At 33.5% G+C, this 25,128-nt stretch carries 31 protein-coding genes; 13 read left to right on the plus strand and 18 right to left on the minus strand.

Annotated features, from left to right (window positions below; genetic code table 11):
• The first annotated feature begins 20 nt into the window (after positions 1-20).
• Positions 21-167, plus strand: a complete 147-nt coding sequence (locus tag AC6EIZ_RS05845) for a hypothetical protein (protein ID WP_498513117.1) — start codon at positions 21-23, stop codon at positions 165-167.
• 170 nt (positions 168-337) lie between these two features.
• Positions 338-547 (plus strand): hypothetical protein, encoded by a 210-nt coding sequence (locus AC6EIZ_RS05850; protein WP_498513118.1) that lies wholly within the window; start codon positions 338-340, stop codon positions 545-547.
• A gap of 553 nt (positions 548-1,100) precedes the next feature.
• Here AC6EIZ_RS05850 and AC6EIZ_RS05855 read toward each other — a convergent pair.
• Together AC6EIZ_RS05855 and AC6EIZ_RS05860 are read right to left on the minus strand one after the other, a co-directional pair.
• On the minus strand, positions 1,101-1,529 hold the full coding sequence (locus AC6EIZ_RS05855) for an ExbD/TolR family protein (RefSeq protein WP_498513119.1): 429 nt from the start codon (positions 1,527-1,529) through the stop codon (positions 1,101-1,103).
• Positions 1,529-2,173 (minus strand): MotA/TolQ/ExbB proton channel family protein, encoded by a 645-nt coding sequence (locus AC6EIZ_RS05860; RefSeq protein ID WP_498513120.1) that lies wholly within the window; start codon positions 2,171-2,173, stop codon positions 1,529-1,531. Before AC6EIZ_RS05860 ends, AC6EIZ_RS05855 begins: the two co-directional genes overlap by 1 nt.
• 74 nt (positions 2,174-2,247) lie before the next feature.
• Here AC6EIZ_RS05860 and AC6EIZ_RS05865 point away from each other — a divergent pair, with 74 nt between their 5' ends.
• From AC6EIZ_RS05865 to AC6EIZ_RS05875, 3 genes are all read left to right on the plus strand, one after another.
• Complete coding sequence (locus AC6EIZ_RS05865; RefSeq protein WP_498513121.1) at positions 2,248-2,934, plus strand: energy transducer TonB; 687 nt, start codon at positions 2,248-2,250, stop codon at positions 2,932-2,934.
• 1,077 nt (positions 2,935-4,011) lie between these two features.
• Positions 4,012-4,323 carry a hypothetical protein gene (locus AC6EIZ_RS05870; protein WP_498513122.1) on the plus strand — a complete coding sequence of 104 codons (312 nt, stop codon included), beginning with the start codon at positions 4,012-4,014 and terminating at the stop codon, positions 4,321-4,323.
• Positions 4,324-4,332: 9 nt separating this feature from the next.
• Positions 4,333-4,527 carry a hypothetical protein gene (locus AC6EIZ_RS05875; RefSeq protein WP_498513124.1) on the plus strand — a complete coding sequence of 65 codons (195 nt, stop codon included), beginning with the start codon at positions 4,333-4,335 and terminating at the stop codon, positions 4,525-4,527.
• Between the two features lie 8 nt (positions 4,528-4,535).
• On the opposite strand, the gene AC6EIZ_RS05880 is transcribed toward AC6EIZ_RS05875, so the two are convergent.
• From AC6EIZ_RS05880 to AC6EIZ_RS05895, 4 genes are all read right to left on the minus strand, one after another.
• Complete coding sequence (locus AC6EIZ_RS05880; RefSeq protein WP_498513126.1) at positions 4,536-4,802, minus strand: hypothetical protein; 267 nt, start codon at positions 4,800-4,802, stop codon at positions 4,536-4,538.
• 490 nt (positions 4,803-5,292) lie between these two features.
• On the minus strand, positions 5,293-5,406 hold the full coding sequence (locus tag AC6EIZ_RS05885) for a cupin domain-containing protein (RefSeq protein WP_498513128.1): 114 nt from the start codon (positions 5,404-5,406) through the stop codon (positions 5,293-5,295).
• A 299-nt stretch (positions 5,407-5,705) separates the two neighbouring features.
• Positions 5,706-7,562, minus strand: a complete 1,857-nt coding sequence (locus AC6EIZ_RS05890; protein ID WP_498513130.1) for a tetratricopeptide repeat-containing sulfotransferase family protein — start codon at positions 7,560-7,562, stop codon at positions 5,706-5,708.
• Between the two features lie 255 nt (positions 7,563-7,817).
• Positions 7,818-7,997 (minus strand): DUF1651 domain-containing protein, encoded by a 180-nt coding sequence (locus AC6EIZ_RS05895; protein WP_498509616.1) that lies wholly within the window; start codon positions 7,995-7,997, stop codon positions 7,818-7,820.
• 684 nt (positions 7,998-8,681) lie between these two features.
• Here AC6EIZ_RS05895 and AC6EIZ_RS05900 point away from each other — a divergent pair.
• Both AC6EIZ_RS05900 and AC6EIZ_RS05905 read left to right on the plus strand, forming a co-directional pair.
• Complete coding sequence (locus AC6EIZ_RS05900) at positions 8,682-9,062, plus strand: hypothetical protein (protein WP_498509618.1); 381 nt, start codon at positions 8,682-8,684, stop codon at positions 9,060-9,062.
• Positions 9,059-9,199 (plus strand): hypothetical protein, encoded by a 141-nt coding sequence (locus AC6EIZ_RS05905; protein ID WP_498509620.1) that lies wholly within the window; start codon positions 9,059-9,061, stop codon positions 9,197-9,199. The genes AC6EIZ_RS05900 and AC6EIZ_RS05905 overlap by 4 nt, the downstream gene beginning before the upstream one ends.
• 88 nt (positions 9,200-9,287) lie before the next feature.
• On the opposite strand, the gene AC6EIZ_RS05910 is transcribed toward AC6EIZ_RS05905, so the two are convergent.
• Together AC6EIZ_RS05910 and AC6EIZ_RS05915 are read right to left on the minus strand one after the other, a co-directional pair.
• Positions 9,288-10,778 (minus strand): tetratricopeptide repeat protein, encoded by a 1,491-nt coding sequence (locus AC6EIZ_RS05910; RefSeq protein ID WP_498509622.1) that lies wholly within the window; start codon positions 10,776-10,778, stop codon positions 9,288-9,290.
• A gap of 638 nt (positions 10,779-11,416) precedes the next feature.
• Positions 11,417-12,964, minus strand: a complete 1,548-nt coding sequence (locus AC6EIZ_RS05915) for a sulfotransferase family protein (RefSeq protein ID WP_498509624.1) — start codon at positions 12,962-12,964, stop codon at positions 11,417-11,419.
• Positions 12,965-13,939: 975 nt separating this feature from the next.
• Here AC6EIZ_RS05915 and AC6EIZ_RS05920 point away from each other — a divergent pair.
• Complete coding sequence (locus AC6EIZ_RS05920) at positions 13,940-14,110, plus strand: hypothetical protein (protein ID WP_498509626.1); 171 nt, start codon at positions 13,940-13,942, stop codon at positions 14,108-14,110.
• A complete protein-coding gene (locus tag AC6EIZ_RS05925; protein ID WP_498509627.1) occupies positions 14,107-14,268 on the plus strand; it encodes a hypothetical protein in 162 nt (53 codons plus the stop codon). Before AC6EIZ_RS05920 ends, AC6EIZ_RS05925 begins: the two co-directional genes overlap by 4 nt.
• 94 nt (positions 14,269-14,362) lie before the next feature.
• Here the strand turns inward: AC6EIZ_RS05925 and AC6EIZ_RS05930 are convergent, their stop codons facing one another.
• The 5 genes from AC6EIZ_RS05930 to AC6EIZ_RS05950 all read right to left on the minus strand — a co-directional run bounded on the left by AC6EIZ_RS05930 (position 14,363) and on the right by AC6EIZ_RS05950 (position 16,796).
• On the minus strand, positions 14,363-14,782 hold the full coding sequence (locus AC6EIZ_RS05930; protein WP_498509629.1) for a hypothetical protein: 420 nt from the start codon (positions 14,780-14,782) through the stop codon (positions 14,363-14,365).
• Complete coding sequence (locus AC6EIZ_RS05935) at positions 14,783-15,037, minus strand: hypothetical protein (RefSeq protein WP_498509631.1); 255 nt, start codon at positions 15,035-15,037, stop codon at positions 14,783-14,785.
• On the minus strand, positions 15,037-15,375 hold the full coding sequence (locus AC6EIZ_RS05940; protein WP_498509633.1) for a hypothetical protein: 339 nt from the start codon (positions 15,373-15,375) through the stop codon (positions 15,037-15,039). Before AC6EIZ_RS05940 ends, AC6EIZ_RS05935 begins: the two co-directional genes overlap by 1 nt.
• A gap of 178 nt (positions 15,376-15,553) precedes the next feature.
• Positions 15,554-16,090 carry a hypothetical protein gene (locus tag AC6EIZ_RS05945; RefSeq protein ID WP_498509635.1) on the minus strand — a complete coding sequence of 179 codons (537 nt, stop codon included), beginning with the start codon at positions 16,088-16,090 and terminating at the stop codon, positions 15,554-15,556.
• Positions 16,091-16,562: 472 nt separating this feature from the next.
• Positions 16,563-16,796 (minus strand): DUF1651 domain-containing protein, encoded by a 234-nt coding sequence (locus tag AC6EIZ_RS05950; protein WP_498461435.1) that lies wholly within the window; start codon positions 16,794-16,796, stop codon positions 16,563-16,565.
• Positions 16,797-17,273: 477 nt separating this feature from the next.
• On the opposite strand from AC6EIZ_RS05950, the gene AC6EIZ_RS05955 reads away from it, so the two are divergent.
• The gene (locus AC6EIZ_RS05955) at positions 17,274-17,747 is read left to right on the plus strand and encodes an EVE domain-containing protein (RefSeq protein WP_498509637.1); all 474 of its coding nucleotides are present in this window, start codon (positions 17,274-17,276) and stop codon (positions 17,745-17,747) included.
• Between the two features lies 1 nt (position 17,748).
• Here AC6EIZ_RS05955 and AC6EIZ_RS05960 read toward each other — a convergent pair whose 3' ends face one another.
• The 3 genes from AC6EIZ_RS05960 to AC6EIZ_RS05970 form a co-directional block, all read right to left on the minus strand.
• Positions 17,749-18,012: a DUF2811 domain-containing protein gene (locus AC6EIZ_RS05960; protein WP_498509639.1), complete on the minus strand. Its 264-nt coding sequence runs from the start codon at positions 18,010-18,012 to the stop codon at positions 17,749-17,751.
• Between the two features lie 303 nt (positions 18,013-18,315).
• Positions 18,316-18,696 (minus strand): DUF1818 family protein, encoded by a 381-nt coding sequence (locus AC6EIZ_RS05965; RefSeq protein ID WP_498509641.1) that lies wholly within the window; start codon positions 18,694-18,696, stop codon positions 18,316-18,318.
• On the minus strand, positions 18,697-18,930 hold the full coding sequence (locus AC6EIZ_RS05970; RefSeq protein ID WP_498461439.1) for a DNA-directed RNA polymerase subunit omega: 234 nt from the start codon (positions 18,928-18,930) through the stop codon (positions 18,697-18,699).
• A gap of 145 nt (positions 18,931-19,075) precedes the next feature.
• Here AC6EIZ_RS05970 and AC6EIZ_RS05975 point away from each other — a divergent pair, with 145 nt between their 5' ends.
• Positions 19,076-20,704 carry an Hsp70 family protein gene (locus tag AC6EIZ_RS05975; RefSeq protein ID WP_498509643.1) on the plus strand — a complete coding sequence of 543 codons (1,629 nt, stop codon included), beginning with the start codon at positions 19,076-19,078 and terminating at the stop codon, positions 20,702-20,704.
• Here the strand turns inward: AC6EIZ_RS05975 and pyrR are convergent, their stop codons facing one another.
• On the minus strand, positions 20,705-21,262 hold the full coding sequence (pyrR, locus tag AC6EIZ_RS05980; RefSeq protein ID WP_498509645.1) for a bifunctional pyr operon transcriptional regulator/uracil phosphoribosyltransferase PyrR: 558 nt from the start codon (positions 21,260-21,262) through the stop codon (positions 20,705-20,707).
• A 161-nt stretch (positions 21,263-21,423) separates the two neighbouring features.
• Here pyrR and gpmI point away from each other — a divergent pair, with 161 nt between their 5' ends.
• Together gpmI and secG are read left to right on the plus strand one after the other, a co-directional pair.
• Positions 21,424-23,049: a 2,3-bisphosphoglycerate-independent phosphoglycerate mutase gene (gpmI, locus tag AC6EIZ_RS05985; RefSeq protein WP_498509646.1), complete on the plus strand. Its 1,626-nt coding sequence runs from the start codon at positions 21,424-21,426 to the stop codon at positions 23,047-23,049.
• A gap of 14 nt (positions 23,050-23,063) precedes the next feature.
• On the plus strand, positions 23,064-23,294 hold the full coding sequence (gene secG, locus AC6EIZ_RS05990; RefSeq protein ID WP_498509647.1) for a preprotein translocase subunit SecG: 231 nt from the start codon (positions 23,064-23,066) through the stop codon (positions 23,292-23,294).
• 186 nt (positions 23,295-23,480) lie between these two features.
• Here the strand turns inward: secG and groL are convergent, their stop codons facing one another.
• Entirely contained in the window at positions 23,481-25,109 is a 1,629-nt protein-coding gene (gene groL, locus AC6EIZ_RS05995; RefSeq protein WP_498509649.1) for a chaperonin GroEL, read from the minus strand.
• Between the last annotated feature and the right edge of the window lie 19 nt (positions 25,110-25,128).

Consider the following 25,128-nt stretch of genomic DNA (forward strand, 5'->3'; position numbering starts at 1 on the left):
CACCACAAGTATTTAATTCAATGAAACATCAGGAAAAAGCTCGCCTTGAACTAACTGAATCAGAACTACTTAGCATTAAGGATCGAATTAAAGCTTGGAGTACAAAGGATCAAGTTATAGACATGATGAGGTATCGGTATGGTCAGCTGGAGGATCAAGCTGCTTAACAGGATTCGCATGAATGCTGCTTGGGGAACCTTAGCTGCAAACTAATGAGATACCAATTTATTTAATGGCTAAAATCCAACAAATTATATGGAAAACAGCAAATCAAGTGACATCCCTATTGCGATTAATGGCTACTTAAGTAAAGGTGAATTTATTAATATAAATTAAAATGCCTTTAGAGTTTTACATCCTAGTTATTCCATTCTGTGTTATTCCTGTATTTCTAGTGTCGCTCGATTATTTAAATAAAAGTGCTGATCTCAAGAGAAGAAATTGTAATGTGATTGACTTTGATAAATTCGTCAAACGTAAAGAAGAAGGTGATGCAGTAGATAGTGATATTGCCAAACTATTAGATATTGAAAGAATTGCGGCATGAGTTTCTTCTGCTAATAATTGATTAGTTTTTTATAGTTTTCAATCTTAAGACCTGCTCAATTCTTTAGCCAAATAATTTGTAGATTTGACGGATATGTTCAAATTCAATCAAGCTTATAGTTTAAACTTTCTATGAAAATTCGATAAAATATTAAAGAAAAAAGTTTTTACATACTAGAAAAAGAAAGTATAAGAAAATACATACAAGTACCTTAAGTAAATAGTAGTTTTCTTTATTGAGGATCACTCATAGAATTCCAGAAAAGGGGAATAGATATATTTGATAATCAAAATAGTTGCGTTGGATTCTTAAGTTTTTGAAAATATTCTTTTTAATTCATATTACGAATAGGGCTAAAATATATTGCTCATAATGAGATAGTTTAAAAAGAGAACCTAAACCATCAAGGGTTTAATCAGGCTTACTAAAACCTTAATTTGGCTGAGATCTCATAGACACAAGTCGATAAACCAATGGCTTAAGAAAAGAAATCTAGAAACAAATATAAGCGTTCTAAAATGTTGTATTTTCTGACTAGATATAAACATAATCTTTAAGGAATAGAATTCAATTTATCTACTGACTTTGTCGAAATTGCTATATTCAAATCATCAATACTTCTAAGAACATCTAAAACATCAATCACATAACCATGCGAAATATCTTTATCTGCATTTAGAACAATAAAATTCTTAGTTTCATCAATCAAGTTAAGAATCTCTGTTTTAAGGTCCTCTAATTTAATATTGTCCTTCTTTATAAAGATATTACCAAACTTATCAATTGATATATTGATAAATTTATTATTATTTTGCTTGATAGAGTTGCTTGCCTGAGGTAAATCAACAGCAATAGTGTCTACACGAGTTAAATAAAGACTAGAAATTATTAAAAAAGCCAAAATAGCAAAGATAATATCTATCATTGGTAAAATATCGATTTTATTTTTTATATTAATATCTTCCTCTTTAAGGTAAAGCATTATTTTAGCGTACTTGAAAAATTATTTTTTCTATATAGCATTTCGAATTTACCACAATACTGATTTAAAATTGAATTTTGTTTCTTCCATAAACTATTAAAATAGTTAGAAAAAATAAGTGTCATAATAGCCACTACTAGTCCAGTGGCTGTCGAAATTAGTGCCTCACTTATTCCGCCAGTAACTTCTAGAGCATTAACACCAGATTCTCCGAGCCTTATATATGAGAAAGAATTGATAAGTCCCAAAACTGTTCCCAATAGGCCAAGTAAAGGAGAAACAGTAATAATCGTAGAGAATAAGTTGCTAAACCTTCCAAATTCAGATTGCATTGCTTGGATTGATATTTCTAAAGCAAATTTAATATCAGTATTTTTTTTATCATCTAAAACACTATTATCGAGCATTTTCAATGCATCTACTAATACTCTTTCAAGAGGAATATGAACAGCCTTTTTTTTCTTGATATAATTTGTGTAATTAGTAGTTGAATATTTTTCAACAGTAAAATTTAGTTGATTATCATTTCTTATAATCGACTCTTGCCAAAATGAAAGTCGTTCCAATATACATGCTAATGAAATGATTGAAATCATCATTAGTGGCCACATAACTATACCACCAGATTTAAAAAGATCTAACAAGAAGAGTTATACTAAACATTTCTATCATAATACTAGTCAGAGAAAGCCAAACAAATCTGTAATACAGGAGAAAAATGTATAGATTAAAAATCGACAAGATTAATTACTACATTCTTCTGTCAATATTGATTCATTGTTTACTGTTTTTATTTAGAGAAAATGAAAAAGACGTAACTCTAGGAGAGAAAATTATTCCAATAGAGGTGATTGATAATCTAATAGAATCAGAAACTGGCGAAGCTCTAAAAAAAATTCAAAGAATTACGGAGAGAAATTCATTACAAGAAAACCCCCAAAAATACAAAAGGAACCTAGAGACTTTAGATCAAATTAAATTATCAAAAGATAAAAAAATAAATAAAGCTATTAAGAGAAAAAATATTGAGAACTATAATTCAAAAACAAATACTATAAATCAAACTATATCAAAAGAAGTTAAAAGTAGCGGTTCGATAGATCTTATTAAGGATAATGAGCCAGAGAAGGGAAGCTTGAAAGGCAAAGGAACAATAAAAGTTAGATGTTTAAAATGTATTCGTCCTATATATCCTTCGATTGCACTAAGAAGAGGAGCAGAAGGCAAAGCAATAATAAAAATATGGATAAACACAAATGGTAAAGTTACTAAAGCTGAATTACTTACTAAAAGTGGAATTGAATCAATTGATAATGCAGCTCTAAAATCAGCTAGAACTTCAACTTTTTATCCTTTAGATGAAAATACAATCATAGATATAGAATATGATATGAAAATAGAATAAAGTTTAATTATTAATTTCCGAGCAAGTCGAATAAGTTTTATTAATACTATCTATGCTTAATGGGTTAATCAAATTATAAGTATCCAAACATAATTTTATCTCCAGATTTCAAAATATGATAATGACGATTAAGACAAAATATGAAGTTAAATAAAAGATATTATTAGCAACTATATTTGCGACTTAAAGATTTATAAAACATATTATTGAAATATATAATATGTTAAGGAATTAAAATAATTGTCAATCAAAACATATATTATAAAGATCAAAACACAATTCAAAAGATTGTATAACTTATAAACTAATCGATTTAATTCAAGAAATAAATGCATTTGTATAAAGGTAATCAATTTAGATTAATAGTACATCTGCGGTTAACATGCGATCTGATTTAGAGTAAAAATTAGCAATCAAATCTCCATTTCTTTGCAGACTGAACATTCAATAAAAACTCAGCTCAATAGAAACTGATGTTGAAGCATATGCTTCAGCTCATAAGTTCGAGTACAAATTATTTATAATCAATGATCAAATATGTTCTTAATTTGAATCTTAATTACTTATGATATAGATTTCCAGTTGAATCTTTTGTGATTTAGATTTTGCATTTATCTTAGATATCATTTATTGGAATGCATTTAACAACAAATCCGATAAGAGTCGCATGAGCTTATGGTTCTTTCTTTAAAGTCGTAAACCCGAGATCATTGTTGAAATTAATTCGACTTCAAATCAATGATTATTGAATTAGTATATTTTCGCAACGGTGTGAATTCGTTTACTATCAATCTGATACTTATTTTTTTCATAAACTCCCACTAGGATAAGCTAGTTGATTGGTTTTAGTTGAGTCCAAAGCAAATCATTATTAAAATGCTAGAGAAGCATTGAAGAAGTCTTAAATAACAGTGATTACTGGAATAAAAAAAGAATGGTCTGGTTTGAAAATTACAGAATCACATAATTGATCAAGACAAAGGTAATTTATAAGCATAAATTTGTTTCATTTTTAATAGACGTTTCGTCTTGGAAAGAGCGAAAATAAAATTTAGATTTTTTAATCTTTTAGTATATATGGTCTTACCTATAAAAAATTCAGACTTATTTTATGGGAGTATAAGATTTTTTAGTACTCGTAAGTTGCATGCTTTAGATGAATATTGGAGCATTAATAGCTCTCATCCTATACATAAACAAATACATGAAATGATTGAAACTCTTTTAATTCAGAGAGGAGAAAAGACTTTGAGGCAGGAAAGATTATATCTAATTAGAAAATTGGAGAGATCCTTTTTAATTTCTAATCCTATGGGAAGGTTTAGCGCTAAGATAATTGGATTAGTAACTACAATTTTGATTTCCACAAAATTAATTAAGATCGATTAAATTCCTAAAATGAATAAAGAGATAAAAAGGCTAAATGAAGCTAAGCAACAGTGGAAAGAAGATATAGAAATGTATAACAATTTTCTAAAGAAAAAAAGTCAAACTTTTGAAGGTAAATATGGTGCTAAAGAATATATTTCAATGGCTGAAAATAGAATATGTGATATTAATAATAAATTAAAAGAGCTTGAAAAAGAATCATAAGACATGATTCAAGAAGGATGAAACTTCTTATATAATTGATTCTCTGATAATTCAATACCAAAACAGACAATATCATCAAAGTCTCCATTCTGATGCATGATTGTCATATTATCTTTAATTTCTTGACTATCAAATACCAATCCAAAATCACTACAATATTTAAATAATATATTCATTGCAGCCTCATGATTAGTAAGAAATTCCTCACAAAGTTCTGATAATTTTTCTTCATTCAAATTATGTATCATTGTTCGAAAATCGTTAAAATTGCTCATGCGATTCCCTAGAAGTCGAAGTGACTTAGTATTAACTTTTTTTTCACAATCTTGTTATAACAAATACTTCCATCTCACGTAATAAAATACTCATCAGAGTGTAACTTCGTCCAAAATACAGTCAAAACATGGATTTCATCTCCATCTCAAATGCCTAGACTAAGGAATAATATTAATTATTTTATCTAGCAGGTATAAAATAAGACTAAGTCATGTATTTATTAATAGTATGTATTTAATAATAAAGTAAGTAAAATATCTAAGCAATAAAATAAAAAACTTAATTTCTAAATATGAATAAAGATCTAAGTCAAATAACAATTGATAATGATATCAACCAAGCCAATTATCCAACACTATTTAAAGGGATCTGGACCGGTGTTTTAATCTCCTTGATAGTGCATCAGTTTATCAATCATTAAAATATTGAATTCTATTAATAGATAGGTATCAATATTTAATCACCAAATCGATAATGCTTTCGAACCGATTAGTAAGCAGCCCATCTACAGTTCATTCCCAATGGGAATACAACTAGGTTACCTGCACTTAAACTCACAGGTTTTCCACCTTGAGGAGTCACAGTTACTTCACCCTCAAGCAATGAGAATATCTCTTTGTCGTCATAAGTCCAATCAAAAGGACTCGCTTCACAAGTTCATATCGGCCAGTTTTTAATTACTAATTCCTCAACTATACTTTCTGGAGAAGGCGAAGTAACTACTATCGGCTCGGAACAGTAGACATACAGGATTATTCATATCTGGTAATTAAAGAGACTATATATACTTCCTCAAGTTTTGAGGGAAATATTTGCAATCAATATGCAAATGGGGCTAAGATTAAACTATTTAGCGATATTATAAAAAGATTAGTTCTATACATTGTGCTGTCTTTGATTATTTAAGCAATTAAGTCTTGATATTTTTTGTTTTTTGTAAGGATTTCAATAGCAGGTTGCATCATCTCTTTGTAATTCTTCCATCCACCAATTGATTTTGAATTGATAGGGGAACGAACTTGAACAGTACTTGCTGTTAAAACGTAGCGTCGATTTAGATGAGGTGATAAATACTTATCGTCCCACTGCCAACCTAACCAAGAGATCAAAGATTTAATTTCTTTATTAGGATTGCTGACTAATAAGTCATAATTTAAGTCGTATATCTTTGATCTATATCTATTCTTATATTCTGTCATGACTTCTTCTTGATCTAAATAAACTCTTGCACATTCCACTAGGGATGAGGAATATTCAGTCCCTTTAGGAAAATGTGCTCGGTAAATTGAAAGAATATTATCTAAAGGATCGCGAAAACAGTGAATAATTTTTGCGTTAGGTATTTGCTTGGCAATGATACCTGTGTATTGATAATTATACAGATTTTTATTAGTTGTTATGTTGGATTGTTTCTTAAGGTCTTTTATTTTTTTCCAATAGAGCTCAGCAAGTGTTAATACTTGATCAACCTTTTTATTTTCTAGAAATGAATCTTTGAGAATAACAGTCTCACCTAAATCATCAACACTCTTATTCATACTAAGAATTGATTCTAATAATGTAGAACCACTTCTCGGCATACCAACAATGAAAATGCTATTTGGTGGTTTTGCATATTCTTGTTGATTAATTTCTATTTTATCTGATTCGATTAATAGCAGTTTAGATTTTTTGATTAAAGTATTTGCGTTTGATTGTTTAAGAATAAGTTTTAATTTATTTGCCAATATAAGATATTTAGCACTTTCCTTATACTTTTTTTCCTTATGGAGAATATTTGCTCTTGCAAAGTAAATATCTACTTCATCTATTTTCGATTTGTTATTTAAGATACTTTTAGAAAAGAGTTTATTCTGCCAAATCTTATTTTCATCAGAAAATTTAAGTAACGATAGTGAATAGTATGCATCTGCGAAATCAGGATTCAGTTGAATTGCTTTGAGAGTGAATATTTCTGCGTCTTGTAATTTGCCTAGATCTCTCAATATGATTCCCAGATTATAATGAGCATCTGCGAAATCTGGTTTGTTTTCAATTGCTTTGCGAGTGGATATTTCTGCGTCTTGTAATTTGCCTAGATCTCTCAAAATACCTCCCAGATTAGAATGTGCTTCTGCGAAATCAGATTTGTTTTCAATTGCTTTGCGGTATGACAATTCTGCATCTTGTAATTTGCCTAGATCTCTCAATATGTTTCCCAGATTAGAATGTGCTTCTGCGAAATCAGATTTGTTTTCAATTGCTTTGCGGTATGACAATTCTGCATCTTCTAAATTGCCTAGATCTCTCAATATTCCTCCCAGATTAAAATGTGCATCTGCAAAATTTGGATTCAATTCTATTGCTTTACGAGTCGATAATTCTGCTTCTTCTAAGTTTCCAAGATCTCTCAATATGTTTCCCAGATTGAAATGTGCATCTGCAAAATTAGGATTCAATTCTATTGCTTTGCGGTATAAAAATTCTGCTTCTTGTGATTTGTACAGATTTTTTAATATGACTCCATAATTCGAAAAAACCATGTAATCACAAAAACCTTGGTCTATTAAATATTGATAATAATTGGCTGCTTCTGTTATATTTCCTTGTGAATGAAACTTTAATGCTTGATTTCTTATTTCTTCTTTAGATGGTTTAGTATGAATCTTCGTAAAAATAGATATATTTTCTTTAATTTCTCCTAAAGCGAATGGAACTGGGAATGTTTTTATTTCAGGGACATTGTTCTTTCTATGTTCTTGTTTATCTAATTTTTCCATATATTTTATTTCAGTTAAAGAGATAATAAAAGAAATTGAACTCTTAAAACTCAATTAAAAGTAGAGGTGAAATATTAGATAAGATTATATTCTACATACTTGAACGAGCCCATTGAGAGGAGATACTGACAAGTACCTTGAGCATGTTCTCCAGTACTGCAAGAAGGACTATCAACAGGCTTATAAGAAGCAAAATGGATTTGCACTAACTATGGATGAGATCAAACATAAATATGAAAACGAAAGAAAGATAAATTAATCATCTCGAACTTTCTTTAACCAAGAAGGAATGAATGTTTTTTCTTTCTTGGCTGAATCATATTGAGAATTGATACGTCTCCAGCCAATTGCCAATAGATCCTTCCATGGCTGTATAGCTAGGTTTCTTCTCATCCTTCTATGGGTCTTCAAGAGTGGTATGCCATTCCTTTCCATTCTTACTTTCTCTCTCAGCACCTTAGGGTTCTGATCCTAGCTCGACCAGTCATACCTAAACCTCAATACCCAAACCCACTCGGCTCCTTAAGCCATCCATCACGCTTCTTACTTAAGGTTGCTTGTTAGTGCAATTGTATTATTATATGTAATTTTTGTTCAGACTTATGCCCAATTAATGAACAAAAGCAACTTTAATCACAAGAAGTATCAAAAGATGATTTAACAAATCAATCTATATCTGAGTTATCCATAGTCATGCGTAACTGATAAGTTGACCATTATGCATGTAAAAGTGGTCGTATAACGAGAAGAGGAAGCTGATACAAAGAACTGCTCCCTCGACTCTCATTGGCATCCTGCTCACTGGTAACCAACGTACAAACATTTTGGCTCATCAATCATGAAACCGTGGCCAAGGATTACATAGATAAAACTGCTATCCAGATTTATTTCTTGTCTGTTGTGCCATCTGTTTCTGCTGATTGATCTAGGTTAGACTTCACTTAATCAAAGAAAGCATGTGGGCGACTAGAAACTGATTGACTCAAGCTTTACTCAAACTTCGTATTTCTCCCAAGATCAATGTCAAAGAAAGAAATCAACTATTGGTTAATGAAAAGTTAAAGTTAAGTAAGTGACTAGCATTTGACAGATTTGATATGATTTATTCAAACTTTTTAGTTGAAGATCAAAGAGAAAAAGAAAGTCTTAGGCGGGCGTGGTGTTGTTCTCACTTATGCTAATGGTAATGCCGTTGGTCAATGGTTATACAGGGAAAAGATCGAAGGGACCAAAAGATATAGAAACAAGAAATTAGAAGGTGCAGAAAATATTGAGCAAGCTGAAGACATGGCAATGGAAGCCATGATTGCTTTAAGGGAAAATGAACCTCTTCACAAATTAAGAGATGCGATACCTCAAGAAAAGATTCCAACTGGAACCCTCACATTGGTTCAACGAGAAGTGAAGTTAGTTAGCAGGAAAGAAATACTAGCTAGAGAAGAGAGAAAGAAAGAAAGAAAGAAAGAAAGAAAGAAAGAAAGAAAGAGCAACCAAAGATGACTGTCAAAAAAGCTTTGGATGACTGGCTGGCTGGACATAAGAAACGAGTTGATGCTGGAGGCTTTGCGAAGGCAAGCTATTCACGTAAGTTTCTTTGTTGTCTGCATATCAAAAGCTACCTCAAGCACAAAATATAGGTACATAAAAATAATATTTTTATAATTTAGCAACTTTTATATATTAGATGCTCGACTGCAAATAAAAAAACTGATTCATAACGCAACACTACATTTCTAAATTTATCTTATTTGAAACTCTCTCTAAAACCTCTTGCCAATTATCTCGCTCTTTTTGTCGGAATAATTTCATCGATGGATACCAAAATGTATTTTCCTTTTCCAGTCCCCAAGTCCAAAAAGGGATATCTTTTAGAAGTAACCACACTTTTTTCCCCATTCCTCCTGCTAAATGAGCAATTGAAGTATCACAAGTAATAATTAAATCACAGTTTTCAATGATGGCAGCATTTTCAAGGAAATCCCAAATTTTATCAATTTGTGGTTGGCATTCAACAAACTTATTTTTAAATGAGCAATCATTTAATTGCTCTGAACCAAATCCTTTTTGTAGAGAAAGCATTGTAATTTCACTCTTATTTGGAAGTATTGAAAACGTTTCTAACGAGATCGAACGTCCTTGATAAGTCTTTTCCATCGCTGGATTGCCTTGCCAATTAAGTCCTATAATTGGTCTTTTTTCTTTCGAGAGTATGTTTTTCCATTTTTTATTTAATTCATCTGTTGAATAGATATAAGATTCATTAAGGATTGGTTTTTCTGGGCTTATTTTTAGATAGAGAGGTAAAGATAAAAGAGGAATCCACTGACCTTCTGAAACTAAAGTGGATTGCTCTGGGGTTAATGGATTGTGATCAATATTTGATGCTTTTATCAATGAATGTAATTTTGCCTGAGCACAAAAAGAAACATCTAAACCTAAAGTTCTTAAATAAGGTATGTAGCGCATATATTGCAGAGTATCGCCAAAACCTTGCTCACTTATGACTAATAGTTTTTTTCCTTTTTGAAATTCTTCATTAGCTACTTTTTCTATTTTTGGATTTCCGTGAATGGAAGAAGGTTTTTCTTTTTGTAATCTAAACTCATAATTTTTTAGCCCAAACTTGTAATCACTTTTTAAAAGCTCTAAATATGAAAGGTTGAACAAAGCATCTGCGTAATTAGGTTTAAGCTCAATTGCTTTGCGAATTGATACTTCTGCTTCTTCAATTTTGCCAAGATCTTTTAATATGGCTCCCAGATTGCAATATGCCTCTGCGTAATTAGGCTTAAGTTCAATTGCTTTGCGAATTGATACTACTGCTTCTTCAATTTTATCAAGATTATTCAATACAATTCCCAGATTTAAATGTGCCATTGCGTATCCAGGATTCAACTCAATTGCTTTGCGGTATAAGATTTCTGCTTCTTGTGGTTTCCCAATATTTTTTAGAATTACTCCATAGTTTGTAAAAACCTTCTCATCCTTGAATCCATTGTTGATGAAATGTTGATAATATCTTGTTGCTTCTGAAATGTTTCCTTGTGCATGAAATTTAAATGCTTGATGAATAATTTGTTCTTTAGACGATTTAGTAGGACTATTAGAAACAATAGTAATGTTGTTTTTATTTTCTTCTAAAGCAAGTGACACTGGGAATATTTTAACTTTAGCGACTTTTTTTTTGATTCGTTTTGTTAAATCAGATTCCTCCATATATGCCGCTTTTAGCTTTACTCCTCTGTATTTTACTCCTACAGTAGTTTTTCTTGACTTTTTCTAAAATGATTCTTGAATCTCTAAAGTGAGAACAATAAGGAGATTTATAGTATCTCTCTACGTAGAAAACATAGGACAAGGGGACAAAGTCACCAAACGGAAAGAGTATGTAATTTGATTTACGTAATATCTATATAAATGTCTAAAACGGGAATATTAGAGGGCAGATATGTCTCCTATGCTTTTCACACATGTTTCACACGAGAAGTGTAGAAAAATAGTTGTGTGAAGAACAGGGATTACAAGCAATATTTGAGGTGGGAACTATTGAGTGGGAGTGACTGAAACGTCACTTTCCAGTGATAACTTGATTTTTATGGTTTCGTTTTAGTTTTGTGTGGGAAGAGTGATGACGATATAACAAGGGTTTTGAGGTGCTGGTTTTGTGTGGTTTTTGTGTGGCACACTTTTACCATCTCTATGGAGAAATTGTAGAAAGATGTTTTTCTCTACAAAAACAAATTATTTTCATACTTGTGAAGAGGTCTGATCGTCGCTTTCAAACCCAGAAAAGATACATTGCTTTGAAATGTTGGGATGTTGCTCTTATATCTTGCCCAGTTTTGTAAATGTTTTTAGGTGGTGATGTCTTTATATTTACTATTTTGAGTAAGTATTTCGATAGCAGGTTTCAGCATATCTTTGTAGTTTTTCCATCCACCAATTGATTTTGAATTGATTGGGGACCGAACTTCAACATTGCTTCTTGTTTTAACTGATCGAGGATTTAGATGAGGAGATAGATATTTATCCTCCCACTTCCAACCTAACCAAGAGATCAAAGATTGAATCTCTTTATGAGGTTTGCTAACTAATGAGTCATAGTTTAAGTCATATATTTTTGATCTATATCTATTCTTATATTCTGTCATTACTTCTTCTTGATGTAAATAAACCTTTGCACAATCAACTAAGGAAGAGGAATATTGATTTCCTTTTCCAAAATGTGCTCGGTAAATTGAAAGAATATTATCTAAAGGATTTCTATAGCAGTGAATGATTTTGCAATGTGGTATTTGATTAGAGATAATACCTACATATTGGTAGTTGTATAACCATTTGTTAGTTGTGATATTCAATTTAGTCTTATTATTAATTTTTTGTGCATAAGATTCAGCAAGATTTATAACTTGTTTAGACTTCTTATGCTCTAGGAATAATTCTTCTAGAATATTAGTTTCACCTAGATCATATACATCATTGTTCATACTAAGAATTGATTCCAATAATGTAGATCCACTTCTAGGCATTCCTACAATAAAAATACTTTTAGAAGAATTTCTATATTCTTTTGTATTAATTTTTTTTTGATCAGATTCAATGAGTAATATTTTAGATCTATTGATTAAACTAATAGAGTTAGACGGATTAAGATCGAGTTTAAGGTTATTTGATAATTTTAGATATTTTGCACTTTCTCTATAGTTTTTTTCTTTATGAAGAATATTTGCTCTTGCGAAATAAATATCAACTTGATCTTTTTGTGATTTATTAATTAAGATATTATTAGAAAAGAGTAGATCCTGCCATACCTTATCTTTATCAGAATATTTAATTAATGATATTGAATAGTATGCTTTCGCGAAATCAGGTCTAATCTCAATTGCTTTGCGGTATGACAATTCTGCATCTTGAAATTTGCCAAGTTCTTTCAATAAATTGCCCAAATTGTAATGAGATTCTATATAATCTGGTTTAATTTCAATTGCTTTACGGTATGACAATTCTGCATCTTGTAATTTGCCAAGTTCTTTCAATATGATACCCAAATTGTAATGTGCATTTGCGTAATCAGGTTTAATTTCAATTGCTTTGCGGTATGACAATTCTGCATCTTGTAATCTTCCAAGACCTTTTAATATGATTCCATAATTAGAAAAAACCCTTTGATCTATAAACCCTTGATTGATGAAATGTTGATAATATTTTGCTGCTGCTTTGAGTTTTCCTTGTGAATGAAACTTCAAGGCTTGATTAATTATTTCTTCTTTAGAAGGTTTAGAAGTAGTATTGGTACTAATAGTAATATTGGTTTTGGTTTCACCTAAATTAAATGGAACATTGAAAATCTTTATATCAGTGAATTGATTCTTTTTTTGTTCTTGTTTATCTGATCTTTCCATATATTTGTTTCAGTTAAAGAGACAATAAAATTTGTACTTATATTTTTCCTTTATAAGTCATCAAGATCTATTGAAAATTTCTTCTTAATAATTTGCGATGACAACGCCTCAAATGCTGCTTTTATCTATTGATCCATAACTTGCCATTATTATAGAGAAAGAAGCATTTACACTATCTCGCACTCGATTGGCATCGAGAATAAAGAAATGGGTATCTGCGAATATCTAAAGAAGTAGCTCATGATATGGTTGGTTGAAGCCTTGGAACTGAAGATGTAAGGAATCTCAGGTAATACCTATAATTTCAACCCTATTAGCTAGAGGCAATTAGAACGGCGGATACACAACCTCTCCAAAGTGAAGACAACTCAAGAAGGTAAAAACACAGGATGTAAATAATGTCAGAACTAAAAAGAATATTTACTCCAACCAACGATGACGGGAAACCTGATCAACGTTTTAGAGAAGATGTTGAATAGGTCTTCAATCGAGATTGGAGTGAGGTATTAGAAGGACTAAAGAAGTTTGAACAGCAGACCGATTCAGTCAATACAAACTATGCAAAGTACGCTTACTCATTAGTTAAGGCATTCCTAGAGAGGAATACTGAGATCGATCACTGGGAGTCTTCGACACCTTCAAATCAAGTCAAAGCAACAAATCCTGAACAAAAAAGATCTGATGATTAATCGCTGAATCTAATGAAAAACAATTAATTAATACTTGACAACGTCTCCTTACCATTGCTAGTACAGATGTACTGCTACAGACACATGGCTCCAACGTCCTCACCCTATGCCGTTTTTCGTGCATCAGATTGGAATTCAGTGGTAGCAGAACCTATTGGATTAAGGCAATGTCTTCGTATCGCACCCAAAAAGTTTTACCCCAGAAGCGTTACAACCCAGCAGAGGAGTGGGACTATCTCGAAGAAGACACTCTTAAACACACACGTTCAGCTAGCGTTTGCATGACATGTCAACATTTCAATTATTGCTGCGACAGGCATTGCAGAACGATCCTTACTTGTCATCTCCATCAACGTCTTATACCTCATGGAGATCATCTAACTTCAAAGTGTCTTTGTTAGATGCAGCGACTAGAGAGAAAGATTGGATGGTGTCCCGAGGCGGCTTAATCAAATGACAAAAGAACAGCTCGCACAAAAAATTGCTAGAGAAATCTACAGAGGGAGAGGAAAGCTAGAAAGCTTTCACGCCTTTCAATGTATTAGTAGTTATTTCTCTGATCTTTCTATGGATGATCTTGAGGGTATTGCTGGACAGTACGGAATCAATATTTAGTTTGATTATCTTTAATTAGGTTTAAGTATTTTTCTTTTGTTGTTCTGGATGTCTACCTTCAAGTCTCATCCGTATGTCTTCCTTCTTACACCATTTAGCTATTTTTTTCCATTCTTCTGGGTGGTTCACAAACTCTGCTAGCCCAATATGTTTTGCCTTTATAAACGTAATTTTCAGGATAACGCTCCACTCTTGATGGGCTGTTTTTGATCTTTTCGTTTCCTTGTTTGAGTTCCTTGATTTTGGCTTTATCTATTTTGCAATATTTGATTATTTTTTTATCGAATCCTTTAGTAGGATTCTCTGAATTTATATCAAGTCTTGCTTGAATACCCATCTCAATTCCTACACATTCAGCCTGTCTATATTCTTTAACCTCTTCATCAGAAATTACTCGACCATGAGCTTTCGAGAGGAAGTCCTTAATTTGCTGATCGTCAAAAAAATCTGGACTACCAGCATGAACAGGTAACCCAAGAACAAGTATTAGAGATGTAAGTAGTAGGCGTTTCATTTATTTACCTGTTATGCAGCGATACCGTAGTTCTCTTTGAAAAGATCCTTTATGCATTCTTCTCTTTTTATCTTCAAGTTCTGCCATCCATAACTCACCTTGCTCCTTACATTGAGACATGTTCTTCATCTCAATTTTTTCTAGAGCCATCTGATATGAGCCAGCCCAACCAAGGACTAGCCATATACTTTCAGCCTTAGCAGCGATAGGGGAGAGAAGCCCAGTGGTTAGGACTAATAGTAAGAAACGTTTCATTAATCTTCGTTTGCCTCTCTGACAAGCCGATCCATTTGAGGACAAAATTCTGAAAGAACATCTTTTGCCTCTTTTGCAGGACTAAATAAAGGTGACATTTTTTCGCCCCATTGAGGGCTGGGAAATGGAAAGCGTTTTTTCAAAAATTCTTCAGGGCTTTTTACTGATGTCCAGCCCATTGAATCTGCTTCCCAGTTCACTGTGAAATCTTGACAATCTCCTTGGACACTCCAACTTGAACCACTCTCGTTACCTTCACCAGTTCTTGAATAAGTCCACTCTAAATAACGCCCATACTCCCCCTTAGGACTAACAGCTTTTACAGAATCGGTTCTCATCCTGACAATTACACCTGTATCTCTTGTCCATGTTCTGAGCCCTTCACGAACATCAGTTTTTCTTTTGCTGTCTAATAACTATGCCAACGACACAGAAAAGGATTAATCGACTTAAGACGTAGAAGGGAAAGTTATTCATTTTCTCTCGACTTCCAAGCGATCAAAAGAATGGTAGTTATCACTGAATTTGATCGTCTTGGCAAATGAGTAATGCTTGTAGCTTATTAACTGCAGTTGAAAGATATTGGACTTCCTCAATTACATCTTCACCTTTAAGTAGAACCATTTGTTGAGTGTCTTCAAATCCCTCTCTATTCTTTTTCCTCATACGAGCTTGCTCATTGCAGGAATTAGTTATTGCTCTATTCACTCCTCTCTCTGCCTCTGCAAATTGAGCAACATGGTTTTCAATTGCGTTGAGTCTCTCTTTGATATCTTTCATTTCCGTTTTGAATTCATGTTTTATTTCATCTAGAACTAAACGTATTGAAGGTAGAAGCTTTGTTCGTTGATTTAGCTGTGCAAGATTTCCAGCATCTTGATCTTTATCAAAATTATCCTGAAGAATTTCCCTATACTCCTCAGTCATCAATTCAGAAGAATCAATGTCTTTCTTAATTAATGGCTGACTACCTGATGGTCCCATTTTATAAGCATCGACATTCTCAGAACTTGGTGCTTTTAAATCTTTAGAGGTGTTGGTTCCATTCTTCATGGCTTTCACAGGAAAATGTATTTGTAGAATTTACTATACACACACTGTCAACATATTTAAGAATTCAAAAAGTAATAAAGAAATATTCCTTTACGGTATACCGTGACTGGGGGTTGACCCTTTATATCTTGTCTACAATTTATTTACTACCCTGTGGAAAATACTTGCAAAGCCTGTGGAAACTTGTAGACAATATTGATTTTTAAATAATCCTTACTATGACAAGGGTTGACCCCTAAGTAACACTAAATATGTCCATATTGGGTACAAATCTTCTACACCTTGTCTACGAATCAAATAGATATTGTGTACGTATTGAATTCAGAATTGTGGAAAATGGCGTATTTAATAGCCTTAAAAATTCAAAATAAATTTGTGAACCCTAATAACGTATAAGGCGAGGACTGAATGTCCCCCACAGGGGTGGGTAGGTCTTGTTTATATGTAAGGGTATTAATCTTTTTTTATGTGGCTATTCCCATTGAGGTTTGATTCTTCGCCAGCCATTAGCCAAAAGGTTCTTCCATAACTGAATCGCTAGGTTTCTACGCATCCTCTTACGACTCTTAAGTAGAGGTATACCATTACGTTCAAGCCTACCTTTGTCGACAATGACCTTTGGATTCTGATCCCAGCTCGACCAATCATATCTAAACCTCAGTATCCAAACTCCACTCGGCTCCTTAAGCCATCCGTCACGCTTCATCCTGCGGGGTTGATTATTAGTACAATTGTATTATTATTGGTGGTTTTACGTCCAGATTCCTGTCCAATTAGCGTCCAAAACGCTAAACATCTACGCGAAGCGTCAAAAGATGACTCATCAAATCAATCTATATCTGAATTATCCGTGCCTTTGCGTAACTGATGAGTTGACAGTTATGCACATCAAAGTGGTCACGTAACAAGATGAGGAAGCTGATGCAAAGAACAGCTCCCTCAACTCTCATTGGCATCCTGCTCACTGGTAACCAACGTGTGAACATGTTGGCTCATCAATCAAGAAACTGTGGCCAAGGATTACATAGATAAAACTGCTATCCAGATTTATTTCTTGTGTGTTGTGCGATCTGTTTGTCCTGATAGATCTACGTTAGAGTTCACATAACCAAAGAAAGCATGTGAGTAACTAGACGCTGATTTACTCAAACTTTACTCAAACTCCGTATTTCTCCCAAGATCAATGTCAAAGAAAGAAATCAACTATTGGCTAATGAAAAGTGAGCCAGATGCTTACAGTATTAAAGATTTAAAGAATGAAGTAGAAACTCTTTGGGATGGAATTCGAAATTATCAAGCTAGAAATTTTATGAGGTCAATGAAAATTGGAGATAAAGCTTTTTTTTATCATTCAAATACGAAACCACCTGGCATAGTAGGTTTAATGGAAATAATTGGGACAAATCTAGTCGACCCTTATCAGTTTGATGAAAGTTCAAAGTACTATGACCAAAAATCTAATAGAGACAATCCTCGCTGGGATTGCGTAAAGACTAAATATATCTCTGAATTTAAAAATATGATCACATTAAAGGAGCTATCTGAAACTTATACGGCTGAAGATCTAACTCTAGTTCGTAAAGGTAATAGGCTGTCAATAATGCCAATTAAACAAGATATCGCTTTAGAACTTTTAAAAAAGCTCGTGAAAAATTAATTTAAAAAGAGTGAGATCCAAACATATTTCCAATATAAAGACGTGTTATTAATCTGGAACTGATACCATTTTGGATCAAGAACCCTGCAAGTGCAGCTTGTAAAAGCCTGTATTGATCCCAATTCGGATGTTTCTCAATAAAAACCTTCATCGCTTGTTGAATATGCTTGGGTATTTCTGTTTGAAAACTAATAGTATCCTCAGATTCCAAAACCTCAGAACCCTGGATCGAGCTTTTTTCTTTAGTAAAATCAATATTGTTCATTTAATAGGCTTTTGAAAATTTTAAATCCACATGCAAACTACTATCAAAATCAAATATGAAAAAACGCTTTCTCGAACCGTCTCATCTTCAGACCTAGCGCCCACCTACCTTCAGGAAAAAGCTATAAGTTTTTCTTATCTAAAGTGTTTGTTCTATATGTTAATCGAATTATGCCTGCCGAAAGCAGCCTTTTTCCACAGTAAATAGTCAGGACTTTGTTAATCGTTTTAATTCTGTGGAAAAATTGTGAGTTATAGCAAGTTTGATTTGGGGAAATTTTGAAAAACTTTTAGTTAAGTTCTTTCACAAATAGCCTGAATCCCACATTGTTCTCATTGCATTAGCGACATGCTTAGTCACATTTCTAGGCCAATAGACCTCTGCTCCTCGATTTAATAAACCACTTTGATTTAAAATCAATTTAAGGTTCCATCCATATTGATCACCTTTCAAAATTGCTAGCCAAGGGCTACGTTCTAATTCCAGAGTTATATCCTCATTGCCCATTAATTGATCTTTAACATATGAATATTGATCGGACAATTGAATTACTATTTTTACTAATTTTTTCCACTCAGATTGATTCAATTCAATTGCCCAGGTTTCCCCACCTATAAGCGCAGAAAAGTTTCCTCTTGATTTATCTGTAATTATTCTCCAACCCGGACCTTCTTTTTTGATCACCTACCCTGGCAAAAGATCAGGTTGATCTTGTTCATCACTCAGTTCAATTATTGCTCTTTGTACTGGCTTGACTGTTGATTCTTCTAAAAGTCCGTCAAAATCATCAAATCTTCTTTGCTTTGCTCTAAAAGCAATACGAACAGTTGTCAGGTAGCGATTAGTTGACTGCCTGATAAGACTCTCGCCTCTTTTTGCTAAATCCTTGGAATTTACTCCTGAACCTGATTTAATCACACTTAAAACTTTATTGTTGGTTTATTCTAGGCGAGAATCGTTCATTTCCACATTTTTCGCCAAATAATAACGATAGTGTTAGTTTTTGATAATCACTTGGTTTTTACTAATTCTGATTGCTCCCAATTAACAACCACTAAGAAATATGGAGAATAAAAAAATAAATCAATTAGAAAACATCAAGTCATCTGAAATTAATACAAATAATTCTGGAACATTAGCAATTGATTTAGGTAGTTCAACTACAGTAGTTGTTTTTCAGAAAGAGCATGGGGAATCTCCAGAACTTTTAGATTTATCTCCAATTAGTCGTTCCCCCGGTGAAATTCCAAGTTTGGTTTGGAAAACAACAGAAAAAGAAGAAAACTATTTAATAGGACAGCAAATTATAGATTTAGAACTCATTAATGAAGAAAACGAAAATAACTTAAGTCAAGATTTCAAAAGATGGATAGGATCTTCCGAAATTGCTCCAGTATATAATTCAAAAATTACTCCAGAAAAAGCTGGTGAGATTTTAATTCACAATATTTGGAAAAAAGCCTCAGCGAAAGTAAACATCAAAAGACTTGTATTAACTGCTCCAGTAGATACATATCGAGAATATAGATCTTGGATAGTCAACATAAGTAATTCTTTAAAAGTAAAGGAAATTGCATTAGTTGATGAACCTACTGCTGCTGCAATGGGCGCTGGACTAGAGCCAGGGTCAACATTACTTGTTTTAGATTTTGGGGGAAGTACAATTGACATGTCAATTGTTGCTTTAGAGGGAGGAGAGGGAAAAGCTTCTCCAATAGCGCAACTAGTTAGATTTGATGGAAATAATCTCGAAGGAAAAAGTACTCAGGTTCTACGCACTGCAAAAGTGCTTGGCAAAGCAGGAATTCGTATGGGGGGTAAAGATATAGATAGATGGATAGCTAATCATTTATTACCAGATGAAAAGCCAACAAATTCACTCTTGAGTATCGCAGAGGAACTCAAATGTAATTTAAGTAAGGGAGGCATAAAGGAAACCTTAGTTATTTCAAAAAAAATAAAAACTAACCAAAATGAAGAAAAGTTTTTAAGTCTATCAAAGAAAGGACTGGAAGATTTACTTATTAATAAAGGACTTTTAGAAAGTATTAAAATATTATTTAACCAAACAATTAATAGTGCTAAAAGAAATTCATTTGAATTAAAAGATCTTGATAGTGTTGTTTTAGTGGGAGGAGGATCACAAATACCTTTGATTAAAAATTATTTAAATATTCTTTGCGATTCAATCCCTTTTCTAACTCCCCCACCTATTGAAGCAATTGCATTAGGAGCATTAAATCTTACTCCAGGAGTTCAAGTAAAAGATGTTCTCAATAAAGGCGTAAGTCTGAGGTGCTGGAATAAAAAAAATGAAAAACATATATGGCATCCTCTTTTCCTAGCAGGTCAACCATGGCCAACAAGTAAACCTTTAGAAATAATATTGGCCGCAAGTGTAAATAATCAATTAAGCATAGATTTAATAATTGGAGAACCTCAGGAAGAAGGCTCATATGAGATTATCTACATTAATGGATTACCAACTTTAAAAAAAATAGAATCTAAGGATAAAATTAAAAAAATAAATAATATTGTTATTTCAATTCCTCTTGACCCTCCTGGTCAGATTGGGGAGGATTGTATTAAATTAAATTTTAATATCAATGAAAATTGTCAACTTGATATTAAAGGTTTTGATTTACGAAATAATAATGTAATCACAAGTCAAAATCTTGGAAAAATAAGATAACTATCTTTTATTTTTTTTACATAAAAATACTCCCTCTTCGCCATCAACTTCTCTCAATCTAAGATCAATAGTCTCATCTTTACTTGTTGGAACCACCCGCCCACAAAAGTCTGGTTGAATTGGAACTTCTCTATGGCCTCTGTCTATCATCGCAAGAAGCGTCACTCTTTTTGCTCGCCCCCAAAAATGTAGAGCTTCTAATGCTGCTTTAATAGTTCTCCCTGTATAAATAACATCATCAACCAAGACGACCTCTCTATCATCGAGAGTAGAGGGCAAATCCGTGACTTGTGCTATTCGAGTACCAACCTTCTCAAGATCATCTCTATGAAAAGTAGGGTCTAAACATCCATTCTCGACTTGTTGACCAGATAATTCCTCTAAATACATTGCTAATAATTTAGACAAATAAACTCCTCTTGTCGGTATCCCAACAAGCAACAATGAATTAGTATTTGGAACCTTTTCCAGTATTTGAGAAGCCAATCTTTTTATGGTTCTATCAAATTCTTTTTTAGATAGGATCTCTATCTCTTTTTGTATTGCTTCTTCAGACATATTTTAAAGTCCTAAAAATTTTATTTTTTCTTAGGAATAGTTGAAATACTTTTTAAATCTAATAGGGAAAAGCTAACCAAACATCAAAGTATTAGCCTGTTGACCTATTTAGGAAGTAATTTAATACGAAAGCAACCATTATTAGGAATCAATTTCTTTGAATGTCAAGCAGTAATCCCGCTGTTTCAATAAGCAAAGAGAAAGTAGCGCCAGTAGTATTGGCGATACTTGATGGTTGGGGGTACTCAGATGAAATTGAACATAATGCTGTAAAACAGGCAGAAACGCCTGTATTTGATGCTTTATGGCATGCCTATCCTCATACTCTTATCGAAGCAAGCGGTGCAGATGTAGGGCTTCCAGATGAGCAAATGGGGAACTCCGAAGTTGGTCATCTAACCATTGGAGCAGGAAGAATAATTCAGCAAGAATTGGTTCGAATATCTAATACAGTCAAAGAAAATAAATTAATTGAAAATACTGCTCTTAATGATTTTTCCAAAAACTTAAAAGAGAATGGAGGAACTCTGCATATCATGGGACTTTGTTCTGATGGAGGAGTGCATAGCCACATCAATCATTTATGTGGATTAATTGAATGGGCTGCAAAAAAGGAGCTCTCAAATGTCTCATTACATTTATTCACTGATGGAAGGGATACTTCCGCAAAAAGCGCCTCTAAATATATAAAAACACTAGAAAACAAAATCAAATCAACAGGGGTGGGAGAGATTTCATCTATTTGCGGCAGATACTGGGCTATGGATCGAGATAATCGATGGGAAAGGACTTCAAAAGCTTATGAATTGCTGACTAATCCAAATTTTGTAATTAGCGATTTATCAGCAGAAGAAAGTATAAAGAAAAGCTATCAAGAAGGAATAACAGATGAATTTATTGAACCCATTAGACTTTCCTCCTCATCCTTAATGGATGGAGATGGAGTCGTTTTTTTTAATTTCCGCCCTGACAGAGCTAGGCAATTAGTAAAGGCGCTTAAATTAAAAGATTTTGATGGCTTTGAACGGAAAAACAAAATAGATATTGACGTCCTTACATTTACACAATATGAATCGGGTCTTCCAGTTTCAGTTGCTTTCCCACCTGAGCCATTAAATGATTTATTAGGTCAAGTAGTTTCTGATCACGGTTTAAAACAATATCGGACAGCTGAAACAGAAAAATATCCACACGTAACATATTTTCTAAATGGAGGGATTGAGAAACCATTAAAAGGAGAAGCAAGACACCTTGTGCCTTCTCCAAGAGTGGCAACATATGATCTTCAGCCCGAGATGTCAGCTGATGAGCTCACTGACAGTTGCATCAAAGCAATTGAAACTGGAATATATTCATTAGTGGTAATTAATTTTGCGAATCCTGATATGGTTGGACATTCTGGAATAATTTCAGCGGCAAAAAAAGCTAATGAAAAAGTTGATAGCTGCGTTGGGAAATTATTAAATTCAATAGGAAAGCTAGGAGGATCTATATTGATAACAGCTGATCATGGTAATTCTGAAGTTATGGTTGGCCCAGATGGCCAACCATGGACGGCTCATACAACAAATCCTGTACCGGTAATACTTGTTGAAGGTGAAAAACGTAAATTGAATGGATATGGAAATGATATAAAACTCAGAGAATCTGGAGGCGGATTATCTGATTTAGCGCCAACTATTTTACACCTATTAAATTTACCAAAACCAAAAGCAATGACCGGTTCAACTCTTATTGAGCCAATTAACTTACCTAAGAAACCAAATCTTATTCCTCAACCCGCATAATTAATAACAAAAAAATGATCATTCCTCTTTTATCTTGGGCATGGGCAATTTCAGGGGTTTTTTTAATACTTTTAGTTCTTCTTCATAGCCCAAAAGGCGATGGGATGGGTGGACTAGCATCAAGTGGAAGTTCTATGTTCTCAAGTGCCAGTAGTGCCGAGGCAACCTTAAATAGAGCTACATGGGCATGTCTAATATTATTTCTAGCCCTTGCTGTTATTCTTAGTGCAGGGTGGTTAAAATAAAATCAATAACAACCAGATAGTGTTTTTTCCTTAGTAAGTTATATATTTTCTTACTAAAGTTTATAAATATCAAAGGATTGTTTAGAGAATAATCAAATACTTATCTTTTTAATTTTTAAGAAAAGAAAAAGGAGAAATAGAAATAATCTATCTCTCCTTTTACTTTTACTATCAGTTAGAGATTAATTAATAATCGAAGTCTCCGCCCATGCCGCCTGCTGGGGATGCTTCTTTCTTCTCAGGTAAATCAGCAACTATACATTCAGTTGTGAGAACCATTCCGGCTATTGAAGCAGCATTTTGCAAACCTGAGCGGGTTACTTTTGCTGGGTCAACAATTCCCGCAGAAAGCATATCTACATATTCACCAGTTGCGGCGTTATACCCATCATTGACAGGCTTAGATTTAACATTCTCAGCAACAACTGCTCCGTTAGCCCCAGCATTTTCAGCTATGCGCATGAGTGGAGAAGTAAGAGCAGCCTCAACAATATTTGCTCCGATTAATTCCTCTCCTGAGAGATTAGCTGAGGACCAATCCCCTAGTGAAGGAGCTAAATGTGCAAGTGTAGTACCACCCCCAGGAACTATTCCCTCTTCAACTGCAGCTTTAGTTGCATTAATTGCATCTTCTAAGCGAAGTTTCTTGTCTTTCATCTCAGTCTCAGTTGCAGCCCCTACCTTCACTACAGCCACGCCACCGGATAGTTTAGCTAATCTTTCTTGAAGCTTTTCTTTGTCATAGGTTGAGTCTGTCTCATCCATCTGCTTCTTGATTTGTTCACACCTAGCGTTAACAGCTACTTCATTTCCTTCAGCAACAATTGTGGATGTGTCCTTATTAATTGTGACTCGCCTTGAAGTTCCAAGCATATCAAGCGTGGCATTTTCAAGTTTTAATCCTGCATCCTCAGTTATGAGTTGACCATTTGTTAAAACAGCCATGTCTTCCAGCATCGCTTTTCTGCGATCACCAAAGCCAGGAGCTTTAACCGCTGCAACATTTAAAACTCCTCTAAGTCTATTAACAACCAAAGTAGCTAAAGCTTCTTTTTCTATATCTTCAGCAATGATTAGAAGAGGTTTACCAGTTTTGGCAACTTGTTCTAAAACTGGAACAAGATCTTGAACTAGACCTATTTTTTTGTCAGTAAGTAATATGTAAGGTTCATCCAACACTGCTTCCATCCTTTCAGTATCGGTTGCAAAGTAAGGAGATATATATCCCTTATCGAAACGCATTCCTTCAGTGACCTCTAGCTCGGTGGTCATTGACTTACCTTCTTCTAAAGAAATAACGCCTTCTTTACCTACTTTGTCCATTGCATCAGCGATCATTTTGCCAACTTCTTCATCATTGCCAGCAGCAATGGTTCCGCATTGTGCAATTGCATTGCTATCGCTAATTGGTTTGGAATGATCTTTTATTTTTTCAACCAAAAATTCAGTTGCCTTATCAATCCCTTTTTTCAAGGTAATTGCATTAGCTCCAGCTGCGACATTCTTTAAACCTGCTTTGACCATTGCATGAGCAAGGACAGTAGCGGTGGTTGTACCATCTCCTGCCGCATCGTTGGTTTTAGAAGCAGCTTGACGGATTAGAGCAACGCCGGTGTTTTCAATGTGATCTTCGAGTTCTATCTCCTTAGCAATTGTTACACCATCATTGATTATTTGAGGTGCACCAAACTTTTTCTCTAGAACGACATTACGACCTTTGGGTCCTAAAGTCACAGCGACTGATTCAGCCAAAATGTCAATACCTCGCTCGAGTGCACGGCGGGCTTGCTCGTTGTAAATGATGCGCTTAGCCATAAGAGGCGATTTCCTTTAA

Source organism: Prochlorococcus sp. G4PB16 (genome assembly GCF_059772465.1).

Excerpts from the sequence above, each read along its gene's own strand:
- AC6EIZ_RS05935 (WP_498509631.1), bottom strand. The coding sequence starts at position 15,037 with ATGAAACGTTTCTTACTATTAGTCCTAACCACTGGGCTTCTCTCCCCT.
- AC6EIZ_RS05960 (WP_498509639.1), bottom strand. The coding sequence starts at position 18,012 with ATGAACAATATTGATTTTACTAAAGAAAAAAGCTCGATCCAGGGTTCT.
- secG (WP_498509647.1), top strand. The coding sequence starts at position 23,064 with ATGATCATTCCTCTTTTATCTTGGGCATGGGCAATTTCAGGGGTTTTT.
- AC6EIZ_RS05875 (WP_498513124.1), top strand. The coding sequence starts at position 4,333 with ATGAATAAAGAGATAAAAAGGCTAAATGAAGCTAAGCAACAGTGGAAA.
- pyrR (WP_498509645.1), bottom strand. The coding sequence starts at position 21,262 with ATGTCTGAAGAAGCAATACAAAAAGAGATAGAGATCCTATCTAAAAAA.
- AC6EIZ_RS05975 (WP_498509643.1), top strand. The coding sequence starts at position 19,076 with ATGGAGAATAAAAAAATAAATCAATTAGAAAACATCAAGTCATCTGAA.
- gpmI (WP_498509646.1), top strand. The coding sequence starts at position 21,424 with ATGTCAAGCAGTAATCCCGCTGTTTCAATAAGCAAAGAGAAAGTAGCG.
- AC6EIZ_RS05940 (WP_498509633.1), bottom strand. The coding sequence starts at position 15,375 with ATGAGAACCGATTCTGTAAAAGCTGTTAGTCCTAAGGGGGAGTATGGG.
- AC6EIZ_RS05895 (WP_498509616.1), bottom strand. The coding sequence starts at position 7,997 with ATGGAAAGGAATGGCATACCACTCTTGAAGACCCATAGAAGGATGAGA.
- AC6EIZ_RS05950 (WP_498461435.1), bottom strand. The coding sequence starts at position 16,796 with ATGAAGCGTGACGGATGGCTTAAGGAGCCGAGTGGAGTTTGGATACTG.
- AC6EIZ_RS05915 (WP_498509624.1), bottom strand. The coding sequence starts at position 12,964 with ATGGAAAGATCAGATAAACAAGAACAAAAAAAGAATCAATTCACTGAT.
- AC6EIZ_RS05855 (WP_498513119.1), bottom strand. The coding sequence starts at position 1,529 with ATGCTTTACCTTAAAGAGGAAGATATTAATATAAAAAATAAAATCGAT.
- AC6EIZ_RS05910 (WP_498509622.1), bottom strand. The coding sequence starts at position 10,778 with ATGGAGGAATCTGATTTAACAAAACGAATCAAAAAAAAAGTCGCTAAA.
- AC6EIZ_RS05865 (WP_498513121.1), top strand. The coding sequence starts at position 2,248 with ATGTATAGATTAAAAATCGACAAGATTAATTACTACATTCTTCTGTCA.
- AC6EIZ_RS05920 (WP_498509626.1), top strand. The coding sequence starts at position 13,940 with ATGTCAACATTTCAATTATTGCTGCGACAGGCATTGCAGAACGATCCT.
- groL (WP_498509649.1), bottom strand. The coding sequence starts at position 25,109 with ATGGCTAAGCGCATCATTTACAACGAGCAAGCCCGCCGTGCACTCGAG.
- AC6EIZ_RS05945 (WP_498509635.1), bottom strand. The coding sequence starts at position 16,090 with ATGAAGAATGGAACCAACACCTCTAAAGATTTAAAAGCACCAAGTTCT.
- AC6EIZ_RS05925 (WP_498509627.1), top strand. The coding sequence starts at position 14,107 with ATGACAAAAGAACAGCTCGCACAAAAAATTGCTAGAGAAATCTACAGA.
- AC6EIZ_RS05955 (WP_498509637.1), top strand. The coding sequence starts at position 17,274 with ATGTCAAAGAAAGAAATCAACTATTGGCTAATGAAAAGTGAGCCAGAT.
- AC6EIZ_RS05850 (WP_498513118.1), top strand. The coding sequence starts at position 338 with ATGCCTTTAGAGTTTTACATCCTAGTTATTCCATTCTGTGTTATTCCT.
- AC6EIZ_RS05930 (WP_498509629.1), bottom strand. The coding sequence starts at position 14,782 with ATGAAACGCCTACTACTTACATCTCTAATACTTGTTCTTGGGTTACCT.
- AC6EIZ_RS05890 (WP_498513130.1), bottom strand. The coding sequence starts at position 7,562 with ATGGAAAAATTAGATAAACAAGAACATAGAAAGAACAATGTCCCTGAA.
- AC6EIZ_RS05870 (WP_498513122.1), top strand. The coding sequence starts at position 4,012 with ATGGTCTTACCTATAAAAAATTCAGACTTATTTTATGGGAGTATAAGA.
- AC6EIZ_RS05905 (WP_498509620.1), top strand. The coding sequence starts at position 9,059 with ATGACTGTCAAAAAAGCTTTGGATGACTGGCTGGCTGGACATAAGAAA.
- AC6EIZ_RS05880 (WP_498513126.1), bottom strand. The coding sequence starts at position 4,802 with ATGAGCAATTTTAACGATTTTCGAACAATGATACATAATTTGAATGAA.
- AC6EIZ_RS05845 (WP_498513117.1), top strand. The coding sequence starts at position 21 with ATGAAACATCAGGAAAAAGCTCGCCTTGAACTAACTGAATCAGAACTA.